General features: G+C 71.0%; 9 protein-coding genes and 1 pseudogene. 6 read left to right on the top strand and 4 right to left on the bottom strand.

Annotated features, from left to right (window positions below; translation table 11 throughout):
* Positions 1–81: 81 nt before the first annotated feature.
* Together PV341_RS37620 and PV341_RS37615 are read left to right on the top strand one after the other, a co-directional pair.
* Positions 82–774, top strand: a pseudogene (locus PV341_RS37620) (ArsR/SmtB family transcription factor); the annotation flags it as partial.
* A gap of 27 nt (positions 775–801) precedes the next feature.
* A complete protein-coding gene (locus PV341_RS37615) occupies positions 802–1,632 on the top strand; it encodes an isocitrate lyase/PEP mutase family protein (RefSeq protein WP_500332101.1) in 831 nt (276 codons plus the stop codon).
* A 54-nt stretch (positions 1,633–1,686) separates the two neighbouring features.
* Here PV341_RS37615 and PV341_RS37610 read toward each other — a convergent pair whose 3' ends face one another.
* The 4 genes from PV341_RS37610 to PV341_RS37595 form a co-directional block, all read right to left on the bottom strand.
* Positions 1,687–3,297 carry a glycerol-3-phosphate dehydrogenase/oxidase gene (locus PV341_RS37610; protein WP_500332102.1) on the bottom strand — a complete coding sequence of 537 codons (1,611 nt, stop codon included), beginning with the start codon at positions 3,295–3,297 and terminating at the stop codon, positions 1,687–1,689.
* Positions 3,298–3,304: 7 nt separating this feature from the next.
* On the bottom strand, positions 3,305–4,831 hold the full coding sequence (gene glpK / locus PV341_RS37605; protein WP_499510949.1) for a glycerol kinase GlpK: 1,527 nt from the start codon (positions 4,829–4,831) through the stop codon (positions 3,305–3,307).
* 40 nt (positions 4,832–4,871) lie between these two features.
* Positions 4,872–5,654, bottom strand: a complete 783-nt coding sequence (locus tag PV341_RS37600; protein ID WP_500332103.1) for an MIP/aquaporin family protein — start codon at positions 5,652–5,654, stop codon at positions 4,872–4,874.
* Between the two features lie 229 nt (positions 5,655–5,883).
* Entirely contained in the window at positions 5,884–6,648 is a 765-nt protein-coding gene (locus PV341_RS37595; protein ID WP_500332104.1) for an IclR family transcriptional regulator, read from the bottom strand.
* 231 nt (positions 6,649–6,879) lie between these two features.
* On the opposite strand from PV341_RS37595, the gene metH reads away from it, so the two are divergent.
* From metH to PV341_RS37575, 4 genes are all read left to right on the top strand, one after another.
* Positions 6,880–10,386 (top strand): methionine synthase, encoded by a 3,507-nt coding sequence (gene metH / locus PV341_RS37590; protein ID WP_500332105.1) that lies wholly within the window; start codon positions 6,880–6,882, stop codon positions 10,384–10,386.
* Between the two features lie 118 nt (positions 10,387–10,504).
* Positions 10,505–11,206, top strand: a complete 702-nt coding sequence (locus tag PV341_RS37585) for an HAD family hydrolase (protein ID WP_500332106.1) — start codon at positions 10,505–10,507, stop codon at positions 11,204–11,206.
* A 384-nt stretch (positions 11,207–11,590) separates the two neighbouring features.
* Positions 11,591–13,183 carry an ABC transporter substrate-binding protein gene (locus PV341_RS37580; RefSeq protein ID WP_500332107.1) on the top strand — a complete coding sequence of 531 codons (1,593 nt, stop codon included), beginning with the start codon at positions 11,591–11,593 and terminating at the stop codon, positions 13,181–13,183.
* A gap of 84 nt (positions 13,184–13,267) precedes the next feature.
* Positions 13,268–13,695, top strand: a 428-nt coding sequence (locus PV341_RS37575; protein ID WP_500360159.1) for an ABC transporter substrate-binding protein, incomplete at its 3' end; no start/stop codon positions are given.

The following is a 13,695-nucleotide window of genomic DNA, read 5'->3' as shown; positions in this document are numbered from 1 at the left end:
GCCCGAGGGTGCGGGGCGCGGCGGGCGGCCGGCCGGGACGCTTCGGCGTGCGCCGAAACGTCCGGGGGCCATGCTGGGGACATGGTGCGAAACGACCACGCGGGAAGTGCCCTCGCCGCCCTCGCGGCACTGCTCGCCGACGAGACGCGGGCCGCGATGTGCCTGGCGCTGCTCGACGGCCGGGCCTGGACCGCGGGGGAGCTGGCCCGCCACGCCGGAGTGGCGCCCTCGACCGCCAGCGAGCACCTCGGCCGGCTCGTCGCGGGCGGGCTGCTCACCGAGGAACGCCAGGGCCGCCACCGCTACGTACGCCTCGCCGACGCCCGTACCGCGCAGCTCGTCGAGGACCTCGCCGCGCACGCCGGGCCGCCGCCCGCCGCGCCCCGCACCCTCGGGCAGGCGGGCGCCGGGAGTGCCATGGCCCGCGCCCGTACCTGCTACGACCACCTCGCCGGACGCCTGGGCATCCTCGTCACGGACGCCATGACCGACCGCGGACTGCTCCGGCAGAGCACCGGCTTCGCCCTCACCTACGCGGGCGTGGAGTGGTTCACCGGGCTCGGCGTCGACCTGGCCGCCGCACGCACCGGCCGCGGTCCGCTCGCCCGGCCCTGCCTGGACTGGACGGAGCGACGGCCGCACCTGGCGGGCGTCGCCGGGGCCGCGCTGTGCGGGCACGCCCTCGCGTCCGGCTGGTGCGTGCGCATCGGCAGCGGCCGCGCCGTCAAGCTCACCGCGCGAGGCCGCACGGCCCTCCACACCCACCTGGGCATCCCGCCACGCCCTGGAGGCACCCACCCCATGAACCGCTTCGAGGCCTTCCGCGCCCTCCACCGGGCCGGGCGCCCGCTCTTCCTGCCCAATGCCTGGGACCGCGCCTCCGCGGCCGCACTCGCCGCCCGCGGCTTCCCCGCGATCGGCACCACCAGCCTGGGCGTCGCCGCCGCGGCGGGACTGCCGGACGCGGCCGGCGCCACCCGCGAGACGACCCTGTGGCTCGCCCGCGACCTCGTCCGGCTGCCCGCCCTGGTCAGCGTCGACATCGAGGGGGGCTTCGGCTCCACGCCCGAGGACGTCGCCGAACTCGCCGCCGCCTTCGAACGGCTGGGCGTCGCGGGCGTCAACATCGAGGACGGCCGCCCCGGCGGAGCGGGCCTGACCGACCTCGCCGAGCAGGGCGAGCTCATCGCCGCGGTCAAACGCACCGCCCCCGGGCTCTTCGTCAACGCCCGCACCGACACCTACTGGCTGGGCACCGCCGGGCAGGACCCGCAGCACGAGACCCGCCGCCGTGCCGCCGCCTACCTCGCCGCCGGCGCCGACGGGATCTTCGTGCCCGGCCTGGCGGACGAGAGTGTCATCGCCGCGCTCGCGGCCGGCCTCGGTGCCCCGCTCAACGTCCTGCTCCCGCCGGGCGGCCCCGGGCTGCCGCGCCTTGCCGCCCTCGGGGTGAGCCGGGTCAGCACCGGCTCGCTGCTCTTCCGCGCCGCGCTCCACGCCGCCGTGGAGACCGCCGGGCACGCCGAGCGCGGCACGCCGCTCCCGGCGGGACTGCCCTCGTACGCCGACGCCCAGGACCTCGCGGCCGCCTACGCGCCGGTGGAAACGCGGCGGCCCGGGCGTCCGGGGTGAGCGGGGAGGTCCTGCCGCTCACCCCGGGGCGCCCGGGCCCACGGGTCGGGGGTGTCAGTCGCGCCGGCCGGCCAGCAGCGACTCGACCCGCTCCCGGACGTCCGCGGTGTCCAGGCCGCGCACCGTCACGGTGGTGCGGCGACGCAGCACGTCGTCCGCCGTCTGCGCCCACTCGTGGTCGCGGGCGTACACGACCTGGGCCCAGATCTCCGGGCCCTCGGGGTGGATCCGCTCCCCGAGCGCCGGGTCCTCGTTGACCAGCCGGGCGATGTCGAAGGACAGCGCGCCGTAGTGGGTGGCGAGGTGGCGTGCCGTCAGCGGGTCCAGGCGCCGCCCCGGCTCCCGGTCGACCAGCAGCCGGTGGGCGACCGCGTTGGGGTTGGCGACGCCCGGCAGCGGGACCCGCCTGGGCAGGTGGTCCAGCGGCTCCATGTCCTCGTTCAGCGGACCGCCGGGCAGCTTGGCGAGCTTGGCCATCACGGTGCGGCCGATGTGCCGGTACGTCGTCCACTTGCCGCCCGCCACCGACAGCATGCCGCCGCTGCCCTCGGTGACGACGGTTTCGCGCTTGGCCTTCTCCACGCCGCCGGGGCCGCCGGGCAGCACCCGCAGGCCCGCGAAGGCGTAGGTGATCAGGTCGCGGGACAGGTGCTCGTCGCGCACCGAGTGGGCGGCCTCGTCCAGGATCTGGGTGATGTCGGCCTCGGTGGCCCGCACGTCGGCCGGGTCGCCGGTGTACTCCTCGTCGGTGGTGCCCAGCAGCAGCTGGTCCTCCCACGGCAGGGCGAACGTGATGCGGTACTTGTCGATGGGGGTCGCCATGGCGGCCCGCCACGGGGCCTTGCGCTTCAGGACGATGTGGGCGCCCTTCGACAGCCGGATGCTGGGGGCGGCGCCCTTGTCCTCCATCCGCCGCAGGTGGTCGACCCACGGGCCGGTCGCGTTGAGCACCAGCCGCGCGTCGACGCCGAACTCGGTGCCGTCCAGACGGTCCTTCAGGTCGGCGCCGGTGACCCGGCCGTGGGTGAAGCGCAGGCCGGTGACCTCGGCGTGGTTGAGGACGACGGCGCCCGCCTCGACGGCGGCGCGCACCGTCATGACCGCCATCCGCGAGTCGTTCATCTGGTGGTCGTAGTAGACCGCGACGGCCTTGAGGTTCTCCGTGCGCAGGGCGGGGTTGGCGGCCGCCGCCCTGGCCGGGGAGATGATCCGGCCGACCCCGTCGCCGAAGGCGGACAGCGCCGAGTAGGCGAAGACCCCCGCCCCGAGCTTGGCGGCGCCGACCGGGCCGCCCCGGTAGACCGGCAGGTGGAAGGTGAGCGGGTTGACCAGGTGCGGAGCCACGTCCCTGGCCAGGACCCGCCGTTCCATGTGGTTCTCCGCCACCAGCTTGACCGCGCCGGTCTGCAGGTACCGCAGACCGCCGTGGACGAGCTTGGAGGAGGCGGAGCTGGTGGCGCCGGCGAAGTCGCCGGCGTCCACCATCGCGACCCGCAGCCCCGACTGCGCGGCGTGCCAGGCCACGGAGGTGCCCAGGATGCCGCCGCCGATGACCAGCAGGTCGTAGGTGGCGCGGCTCAGCAGTTCCCGGGTCTCGGCGCGGCCCGGGTTACGGCCGGCGGTCGGACGCGTCCCGAGGGCCGGGACGCGCTGCAGCGTGGTCATGATCGGTTCACTTCTCCTCTTCGATCCAGCCCATGGTCCGCTCGACGGCCTTGAGCCAGTCCTTGTACTCGCGGTCGCGGACGTCGGCGTCCATGCGGGGGGTCCATTCGGCGGCCCGGCGCCAGTTGGCGCGCAGTTCGTCGGTGTCCGACCAGAAGCCCACGGCCAGACCGGCGGCGTAGGCCGCGCCCAGGCAGGTGGTCTCGGCGACCAGCGGACGCACGACGGGCGCGTCCAGGAAGTCGGCGAGGGTCTGCATCAGCAGGTTGTTGGCGGTCATGCCGCCGTCGACCTTGAGCGCGGTGAGCTCCACGCCCGAGTCCTTGGTCATGGCGTCGACGATCTCCCTGGTCTGCCAGGCGGTCGCCTCCAGCACGGCGCGGGCGATGTGGGCCTTGGTGACGTACCGGGTGAGGCCGGCGATCACACCGCGGGCGTCGGAGCGCCAGTACGGGGCGAACAGACCGGAGAAGGCGGGCACGAAGTAGGCACCGCCGTTGTCCTCGACCGACAGGGCCAGGGTCTCGATCTCGGCCGCGGTCTTGATCAGGCCCATCTGGTCGCGCATCCACTGCACCAGCGAGCCGGTGACCGCGATCGAGCCCTCCAGGGCGTACACCGGCTTCTGGTCGCCGATGCGGTAGCCGACGGTGGTGATCAGGCCGTTGTAGCTGTTGATCGGCTTCTCGCCGGTGTTCATCAGCAGGAAGGTGCCGGTGCCGTAGGTGGACTTGGCCTCGCCCTCGGAGTAGCAGGTCTGGCCGAACAGGGCCGCCTGCTGGTCGCCGAGCGCGGACGCGACCGGCACGCCGGCCAGGGCGCCGGAGGCGGCCGTGCCGTACACCTCGGCGGAGGAGCGGATCTCCGGCAGCACCGCGGCGGGCACGCCGATGGACTCCAGGATCTTGTGGTCCCAGTCGAGGGTGTGCAGGTTCATCAGCAGCGTGCGGGAGGCGTTGGTCACGTCGGTGACGTGGTGTCCGCCGTTGACCCCGCCGGTGAGGTTCCAGATCACCCAGCTGTCCATGGTGCCGAAGAGGATCTCGCCGGCCTCGGCGCGCTCGCGCAGGCCCTCGACGTTGTCGAGCAGCCAGCGGATCTTCGGGCCGGCGAAGTACGAGGCCAGCGGCAGGCCGGTCTCGCGGCGGAAGCGGTCCTGGCCGACGTTGCGGCCGAGCTCCTTGCACAGGGCGTCGGTACGGGTGTCCTGCCAGACCAGGGCGTTGTGCACCGGCTCGCCGGTGTTCTTGTCCCACAGGACGGTGGTCTCGCGCTGGTTGGTGATGCCGATCGCCTTGACGTCGGCGGAGGTGATGCCGGCCTTGCTGACGGCCTCCTCGACGACCTCCTGGACGTTCCTCCAGATCTCGGCGGCGTCGTGCTCGACCCACCCCGGCTTGGGGAAGATCTGCTCGTGCTCCTTCTGCCCGACCGAGACGATCCGGCCGTCCTTGTCGAAGATGATGCAGCGCGATGACGTGGTGCCCTGGTCGATGGCCGCGATGAACGGGCCTGTGGTGTGGGCGTCGGTCACGGTGTGCTCCTCAGGTCCTTGGGATGTCGGGGGCTGCTTCTCAGAATGCGATCTTGTAGAGGCCGGCCGCGAGGACCGAACCCACGATCGGGCCGACGACGGGTATCCAGGCGTAGCGCCAGTCGGAGCCACCCTTGTTGGGCAGCGGCAGCAGTGCGTGCACGATGCGCGGACCGAGGTCGCGTGCGGGGTTGATGGCGTACCCGGTCGGCCCGCCGAGCGAGAGGCCGATGCCGACGACGACCAGTGCGACCATCAGGGTGCCGGTACCGGAGACCGCCAGGCCCTTGGTGAGGCCGAGGGTCAGGATGAACAGCACCAGGACGAAGGTGCCGATGATCTCCGTGGCGAGGTTCTGCGCGACGTTGCGGATCTCGGGGCCGGTGGAGAATACGCCCAGCACCGGGCCGGGGCCCGTGGTCTGCTTCTCGGCCGCCGCGGTGGCCTGCGCCCCCGGACCGCCGGTGATCTCGGCGTCCGTCAGGTGGGCCTGGAACTGGCCGTAGTAGGTGATCCACACCAGGGTCGCGCCGATCATCGCGCCGAGCATCTGGCCGGCCAGGTAGACCGGGACCTTGCTCCACTCGCCGCTGTCGACCGCGAGGCCGATCGTGACGGCCGGGTTCAGATGGGCGCCGGAGAGGGAACCGGAGATGTAGGCGCCGGCCAGGACCGCGAAGCCCCAACCGAAGGTGATGGCCACCCAGCCGGCGTTACGGGCCTTGGAGCTCTTGAGGGTGACAGCCGCGCAGACGCCGCCGCCGAGGAGGATCAGAACAGCGGTACCGATGGTCTCGCCGATGAAGATGTGCTCGCTGGACATGCGACTCCTTTGTCCTTCGTCCAGGGGAAGGCGAACTCCGGTCCCGTTCCGGAATTCGTGGGCCTGTCACCAGGCCCTCGGCGGTCCCACGGTTACGTCCACCTTACCGACTCCGTCGGCTGGTGTTCGACAATGTCGACCGTCGAACGAGAGTGTTCTCCTGCGCAACCACGCGCGTCAAGGGTTCGTCAGGTTGCGGAAAGGTCTCCGAGTCGGGTCCCGGCCGGCGTCAGAAGCGGCCGGCGCCCAGGTCACGGGAGACCGCCCTGGCGCAGTCCCGCACCGCCGCGACCAGCTGCGGCCGGATCTCGCCGTCCGCGCAGACCCGTTCGACCGCCCCGGTGACGGCCACCGCGCCCACGGGCATGCGGTGCCGGTCGTGGATGGGGGCGGCGATGGACGCCACCCCGTCCCAGGTCTCCTCCAGGTCCGAGCCCCAGCCCCGGGCGCGGGTGAGGTCCAGCACACCCTCGAAGTCCGCGTCCCCGGTGATCGTGCGCGCGGTCAGCTGCTCGCGCTTCAGGTCGACCGCCTCGCCGTGCGCCACCGGGTCGTAGGCCGAGAGCACCTTGCCCAGCGCGCTGCTGTGGAGCGGGTGCATCGCCCCGACCTCCAGCACCTGACGGCTGTCGTCGGGGCGGAAGACGTGGTGGACGATGAGCACCCCCTGCTGGTGCAGCACGCCCAGGTAGACCGCCTCGCCGCTGGAGCGGGCCAGGTCGTCGGTCCACACCAGGGCGCGGGCCCGCAGCTCGTGCACGTCCAGGTAGCTGTTGCCCAGCCGCAGCAGCTCGGCCCCCAGCTGGTAGCGGCCCGAGACCGGGTCCTGCTCGACGAAGCCCTCCTGCTGCAGCGTGCGCAGGATGCCGTGCGCCGTGCCCTTCGCCAGGCCCAGGGAGGAGGCCACGTCCGACAGGCCGAGCCTGCGCTCGCCGCCGGCCAGCAGGCGCAGGATCGCGGCCGCCCTGGCGAGCGACTGGATGGGACCTGGCATGAACAACCCCTCCGTAAGGAACGACCAAACGCCGAGATAGCAGGTTCGACAATGCTGAACGCTGTCAGACGATGCCGACCGTCATCATCCCAGAGAAGAGTGTGACACCGCCGTCCGCCCCTCGGAATGCCCCGCGGCGGAATCCGGGGTCTTGGCTACGCTGGCCTGGTGTGTACCAGCAGCACCGGCGCACACCAAGCCGACAGCCGTCGCACTCCAGGGAGCACACCCATGGCCCAGCCGTCCCTTCCGTCCAACAGCGGTGCCCGAGGCGCAGCACTGCGAGAGGCCCTGGCGACCCGGGTGGTCGTCGCAGACGGGGCGATGGGCACGATGCTCCAGGCGCAGAATCCCACCCTCGAGGACTTCCAGGGGCACGAGGGCTGCAACGAGGTCCTCAACGTCTCCCGCCCCGACATCGTCGCCTCCGTCCACCGCGAGTACTTCGCCGTCGGCGTGGACTGCGTGGAGACCAACACCTTCGGCGCCAACTTCTCCGCCCTCGGCGAGTACGACATCCCCGACCGGATCGTCGAGCTGTCCGAGGCCGGCGCCCGGATCGCCCGCGAGGTCGCCGACGAGTTCACCGCCGCGGACGGCCGGCAGCGCTGGGTCATCGGCTCCATGGGGCCCGGCACCAAGCTGCCCACCCTCGGCCACATCGGCTACGGCGCCCTGCGCGACGCGTACGAGCAGAACGCGGCCGGGCTCCTCACCGGCGGCGCCGACGCGCTGGTCGTGGAAACCACCCAGGACCTGCTGCAGACCAAGGCCGCGGTCATCGGCGCCCGCCGGGCCCTGGAAGCGGCCGGTCTCGACGCGCCGCTGATCTGCTCGGTCACCGTCGAGACCACCGGCACCATGCTGCTGGGCTCCGAGATCGGGGCCGCGCTCACCGCACTGGAACCGCTCGGCATCGACATGATCGGCCTGAACTGCGCCACCGGCCCCGCCGAGATGAGCGAGCACCTGCGCTACCTGGCCCGGCATGCCGGCATCCAGCTCTCGTGCATGCCGAATGCGGGCCTCCCCGTCCTCGGCAAGGACGGCGCACACTACCCGCTGACCCCCAGCGAACTCGCCGACGCCCAGGAGGCCTTCGTCCGCGAGTACGGGCTCTCCCTGGTCGGCGGCTGCTGCGGCACCACCCCCGAGCACCTGCGCCAGGTCGTCGAACGCGTCCGCGGCCACGAGATCACCCCGCGCGCGCCGCGCCCCGAGCCGGGCGCCTCCTCGCTCTACCAGACCGTCCCCTTCCGCCAGGACACCTCGTACCTCGCCATCGGCGAGCGCACCAACGCCAACGGCTCCAAGAAGTTCCGCGAGGCCATGCTGGACGGCCGCTGGGACGACTGCGTGGAGATGGCCCGCGAGCAGATCCGCGAGGGCGCCCACCTGCTCGACCTGTGCGTCGACTACGTCGGCCGCGACGGCGTCGCCGACATGAACGAGATCGCCGGACGCCTGGCCACTGCCTCCACCCTGCCGATCGTGCTGGACTCCACCGAGCCCGAGGTGCTCCGCGCGGGCCTGGAGAAGCTCGGCGGCCGCGCCGTGATCAACTCCGTCAACTACGAGGACGGCGACGGCCCCGACTCCCGCTTCGCCCGCACCACCCGCCTCGCCGCGGAACACGGCGCCGCCCTGATCGCCCTCACCATCGACGAGGAGGGCCAGGCCCGCACGCCCGAGAGCAAGGTGGCCGTGGCCGAGCGGCTCATCGCGGACCTGACCGGCAACTGGGGCATCGACGAGAGCGACATCATCGTCGACTGCCTGACCTTCACCATCGCCACCGGCCAGGAGGAGTCCCGCAAGGACGGCATCGCCACGATCGAGGCGATCCGCGAACTCAAGCGCCGCCACCCGCAGGTGCAGACCACGCTCGGGCTGTCCAACATCTCCTTCGGCCTCAACCCGGCCGCCCGCATGGTGCTCAACTCGGTCTTCCTCCACGAGTGCGTCGAGGCCGGCCTGGACTCGGCGATCGTGCACGCCTCCAAGATCTCGCCGATCGCCCGCATCCCCGAGGAGCAGCGCGAGGTCGCCCTGGACCTGGTGTACGACCGGCGCCGCGAGGGCTACGACCCGCTGCAGCGCTTCCTGGAGCTCTTCGAGGGCGTCGACACCAAGTCCGTCAAGGCCGGCCGAGCCGAGGAACTGGCGGCGCTGCCGCTGGAGGAGCGCCTGCAGCGGCGCATCATCGACGGCGAGAAGAACGGCCTGGAGGCCGACCTGGACGAGGCCCTGACCTCCCGTCCCGCCCTCGAGATCGTCAACGACACCCTCCTGGAGGGCATGAAGGTCGTCGGCGAGCTCTTCGGCTCCGGCCAGATGCAGCTGCCGTTCGTCCTGCAGTCGGCCGAGGTGATGAAGACCGCCGTCGCGCACCTCGAACCGCACATGGAGAAGTCCGACGCCTCCGGCAAGGGCACCATCGTGCTGGCCACCGTCCGCGGCGACGTCCACGACATCGGCAAGAACCTCGTGGACATCATCCTGTCCAACAACGGCTACAACGTCGTCAACCTCGGCATCAAGCAGCCCGTCTCGGCGATCCTCGACGCCGCGCACGAGCACTCCGCCGACGTCATCGGCATGTCCGGCCTGCTGGTGAAGTCCACGGTGATCATGAAGGAGAACCTGGAGGAGCTGAACCAGCGCGGCCTCGCCGCCACCTACCCGGTCATCCTCGGCGGCGCCGCCCTCACCCGGGCCTACGTCGAGCAGGACCTCCACGAGCTCTACCAGGGCGAGGTCCGTTACGCCCGCGACGCCTTCGAGGGACTGCGCCTGATGGACGCCCTCATCGCCGTCAAGCGCGGAGTGCCGGGCGCCACCCTCCCCGAGCTGAAGCAGCGCCGGGTGGCCGCCCGCGCGGGCGTCGTGCCCGAGCCCGAGGAGAACCGGGGCCAGATCCGCTCCGACGTCGCCGTCGACAACCCGGTGCCGACCCCGCCGTTCTGGGGCTCCCGCGTCGTCAAGGGCATCCCGCTCAAGGACTACGCGTCCTGGCTGGACGAGGGCGCCCTGTTCAAGGGCCAGTGGGGGCTCAAGCAGTCCCGTACCGGCGGCCCCACCTACGAGGAGCTGGTGGAGACCGAGGGCCGTCCGCGGCTGCGCGGGCTGCTGGACCGCCTGCAGAGCGAGGGGCTGCTCGAGGCCGCCGTCGTCCAGGGCTACTTCCCCTGCGTCTCCAAGGGCGACGACCTGATCATCCTCCACGAGGACGGCACCGAGCGGACCCGGTTCACCTTCCCGCGCCAGCGCCGCGGCCGCCGGCTGTGCCTGGCCGACTTCTTCCGTCCCGAGGAGTCCGGCGAGACCGACGTGGTCGGCCTGCAGGTCGTCACCGTCGGCAACCGGATCTCCGAGGCGGCCAACGAGCTGTTCGCCGCCGACGCCTACCGCGACTACCTCGAGCTGCACGGCCTGTCCGTCCAGCTCGCCGAGGCCCTGGCCGAGTACTGGCACGCCCGGGTCCGCGCCGAGCTCGGCTTCGCCGGGGAGGACCCGGCCGCGATGGAGGACATGTTCGCCCTGAAGTACCGGGGCGCCCGCTTCTCGCTGGGCTACGGCGCCTGCCCCGACCTGGAGGACCGGGCCAAGATCGCGGAGCTGCTGGAGCCCGAGCGGATCGGGGTCCGGCTGTCGGAGGAGTTCCAGCTCCATCCGGAGCAGTCCACCGACGCGATCGTCATCCATCACCCGGAGGCCAAGTACTTCAACGCGCGGTAGTCGGACGTACGTCGTACACTGGACGGTCCGATACGGCACCTGGCCGGTCGCACGCCCCCACCACCCGGGCGCGAGGCGACCGGCCTTTGTGCCCCCTGAACGCAGAGGAGTGGGGCGCATGACGAGCGGTATTCCCGCCACCGAGATCCGGCCGGCCCGGGAGGCAGGCCTGCAGGCCGTGCTCCTGGACATGGACGGCACGCTGGTCGACACCGAGGGTTTCTGGTGGAACGCGGAGGTCGAGGTCTTCGCGGAGCTCGGCCACGTGCTGGACGACACCCACCGTGAGGTCGTCGTCGGCGGTCCCATGACCCGCAGCCTCGGACACCTCATCTCGGTCACCGGGACGGACGCCACGCTCGCCGAGCTGTCCACGCTGATCAACCTGCGTTTCGTCGAGCTCATCGGCCGCGGCGTGCCGCTGATGCCGGGCGCCCAGCGCCTGCTCACCGAACTGGCCGCGCACGGGGTGCCCGCCGCCCTGGTCTCCGCCTCCCACCGGCGCATCATCGACGCCGTCATGCTCTCCCTCGGCTCCCACCACTTCGCCTTCTCCCTCGCCGGGGACGAGATCGAGCGGACCAAGCCGCACCCCGACCCGTACCTGACGGCCGCGGCACGGCTGGGCGCGGACCCGGCACGGTGCGTGGTCGTCGAGGACACCCCCACCGGGGTCGAGGCCGCCGAGGCCGCCGGCTGCCAGGTCGTGGCCGTCCCGTCCATCGCCGCCATCGCACCTGCCCCCGGGCGGACCGTGGTGACCTCCCTGGAACGGGTGGACGTGCCTTTTCTGCGCTCTCTGATTACGTCCGTTCACTGAGCGTCGCCGTGAATTGAGCGGAAACTCTGGGCGCTTGCCCGGCTATTTTGCGTGACGATTCGGAGCGTCGAATTGTTTACCGGCCAGTACGCCGGGACGTGATACTTTTCACGTCGACGGCAGTCGACAGCGCGCGCCGGACGTGCTCCACTCCGTCAAAACGCGGTGCGGTCGGGGTGGTTGTGTCCGGATTGCGGAACACCGCGCTGTTCGTTCCGCCGTCCGGATATCGGTACGGCACTCCTTGTTATCTGCCCGTGACGCGGGCTCAACTTCTCCGTGTTCGGGGGCGGTCCACCGGAATGCCGGTCCCCAGCAATTACGGGTATCGTCGCCCCGCTCAACACTGCACGGCCGAGGGCCGGAAGAGGGAGAACAACGAGGATGAATCGCAAGCTACTGGTGCTGCCGGCCCTGCTGGGCCTCGCCGCGCCCGTACTCGCCGGGTGCGGTGACTCGACCGGCGGTGGCGGTGGCGGTGACGCGGTCGTCATCGGCACGACGGACCACATCGAAGTGTCCGACGAGCTGCCCTCTCCCGTGGACCCGGCCACCTCGTACGACGGTGGCACGTACAGCTTCTTCAACAACACCTTCCAGATGCTGCTCGGTTACTCTCGCAGCTCCACCACCCCCGAGCCGGACGCCGCCAAGTCCTGCGGCTTCACCGACACCAAGTCGGAGGTGTACCGCTGCACGCTGCGGGACGGCCTGAAGTTCGCCAACGGCCACGACCTCACCTCGGAGGACGTCAAGTTCTCCGTCGACCGTGTGCTGAAGATCAAGAGCGACTTCGGCCCCTCCAGCCTCCTCGCGAACATCGACAGCGTCGAGGCCCAGGACCCGAAGACCGTCGTCTTCCACCTCAAGGCCCCCGACGCGACGTTCCCGTACCGGCTGGCTACCCCGGCCGCGGCCATCGTCGACAGCGAGGTCTACAGCGCCACCCAGCCGCTCAACGGCCTGAAGATGGAGGGCTCCGGCCCCTACAAGCTCGACTCGTGGGAGGACGGCAAGGCCGTCCTCAGCGCGAACCCGAACTACAAGGGCCTGGTCAGCAACCGCAGCAACGACAAGGTCGAGGTCCGCTTCTTCGCCTCCGCGAAGGAGATGATGAAGGCGCTCACCGACGGCGAAGTCGACCTGGTGAACCGCACCCTCACGCCGGACCAGATCAACGCGGTCGAGCAGGGCACGGTCGAGAAGGTCAAGCTGACCGAGACCCCGGGTGGTTCGGTCCGCTACATGTTCTTCAACATCGACGACCCGTCCGTGAAGCCCGAGGCCGTCCGTGAGGCCATCGCGCGCGTCATCGACCGTGACACCCTCACCCGTGACGTGACCGGCCGCACCGCCTCCCCGCTGTTCGGCGCCGTTCCGACCGGCATCACCGGCCACACCAACTCGTACTTCAACGTGTACGGCGAGCCCAACCGGAACAAGGCCGCCGAGGTGCTGTCCTCCGCCGGCATCAGCACCCCGGTCAAGATCACCTACTCCTACCCGACGGACCGCCCGGCCACCCCGAACAAGGAGGAGGCCGAGAACGTGAAGAAGCAGCTCGACGCCACCGGCCTGTTCGACGTGACCCTCAAGGGCAGCCCCTGGAAGACCTTCCTGCCGGGCGCCGTCAAGGGCAAGTGGGCCGCGTACTCGCTCAGCTGGCTCCCCGACTTCCCGGACGCCGACACCTACATCGCGCCGTTCTTCGCGGAAGGGTTCCTCGACCTCAACTACGGGGCCGGGGACATCAAGAACTCGCTCCTGCCGGCCACCCGCCAGTCCGCGAACCGCAGCAAGACGGACAAGGACTTCTCGCAGATCCAGAACATCCTGGCGCAGGACCTCCCGATGATCCCGCTGTACCAGGACAAGCAGTACGTCGCCAGCCGCGACGGCATCACCGGAACCGAATGGTTCCTCAATTCCTCCTCGACCGCCCAGTTCTGGGAGATTGGTCGCGGTGTGACAGGATGAGCCACCCGCTGGGCGGACCCGGGAAATCCCCCGGTCCGCCCGGCCGGGGCCGGCCCCGTACGACGAAGCTGTGAGGGAAGTCTCGTGAGGAATCGAGTCCAGCGACTGGCGCTCCCACTCTCCGCGACCTTGACGGCGGTCGTGGTCGCCGGCTGCGGTTCGGGAGGGTCGGACGGCGAGGCCTCCGGAGAGCCCCTCACGATGGGGATCACGGACAAGGTGACGGCGGTCGATCCGGCCGCCGGTTACGACGTCGGCTCCTGGATCGTGTTCAACAACGTCTTCCAGTCGCTGCTCAGCTTCCCCAGGGGCGCCACCAAGCCCGAGCCCGAAGCCGCGGAGAGCTGCAAGTTCACCGACGCGCAGAGCAGGACGTTCGACTGCACGCTGCGGCAGGGTCTGAAGTTCAGCAGCGGTGAGGCGCTGACGTCGCAGGACGTGAAGTACTCCTTCGAGCGCACCATCAAGATCAATGACGAGAACGGTCCGGCGGTGCTGCTGGACGCGATCAA

The organism is Streptomyces sp. PA03-1a, assembly GCF_033792805.1.
GTDB lineage: Bacteria > Actinomycetota > Actinomycetes > Streptomycetales > Streptomycetaceae > Actinacidiphila.
This window is presented reverse-complemented; position numbering and strand designations above follow the sequence as displayed.